Annotated in this window: 2 pseudogenes; both read left to right on the forward strand. The window is 67.6% G+C overall.

What is annotated here, in order from left to right:
- Positions 1-272, forward strand: a pseudogene (locus A9Q02_RS17925) (hypothetical protein); the annotation flags it as partial.
- A pseudogene (locus tag A9Q02_RS17930) lies at positions 272-513 on the forward strand (IS3 family transposase); the annotation flags it as partial. The pseudogenes A9Q02_RS17925 and A9Q02_RS17930, both read left to right, overlap by 1 nt.

Below are 513 nucleotides of genomic sequence, written 5' to 3' on the forward strand. Positions count from 1 at the left end.
CGTTGCTTCGCCGCCACGGGCTGTACACCTCCCATCTTTCGAAGTGGCGGGCCCAACGCAAGCGGGGCACGTTGACGCCCCAGACGACCCCACCCACCGGGCGGCCAGCCCTGCGACCCACGCCCGAGCAGGATGCCATCGCCCGCTTGACTGAGGAAGTGGCCCGTCTGCGCACGCAGTTGCAGCAGGCCGAGACGATCATTGAGATCCAAAAAAAACTCTCGTCGCTGCTTGGCGTGCCGAGCTCGACCCTCCCGGACGGCGAGCGCTGATGCTGACCACCGTCCACGAACTCGCGCCCGTGATCGGGATTGCGGCGGCCTGTGCCACCCTGGGGGTGCCGCGCAGTAGCTTTTATGCCGCCCAACGCCCAGCCCGGCCCCCCCGCCTGACGCGCCCACGCCCACGCCCGCGTCAGGCCCTGAGCCATGCGGAAGAACAGGTGATCCGTGACCTGCTCAACAGCGAACGCTTCATCGATTGTGCCCCTCGCACCATCTACGCCACCCTCCT

The sequence above is a fragment of the Candidatus Chloroploca asiatica genome (genome assembly GCF_002532075.1).
Lineage (GTDB): Bacteria > Chloroflexota > Chloroflexia > Chloroflexales > Chloroflexaceae > Chloroploca > Chloroploca asiatica.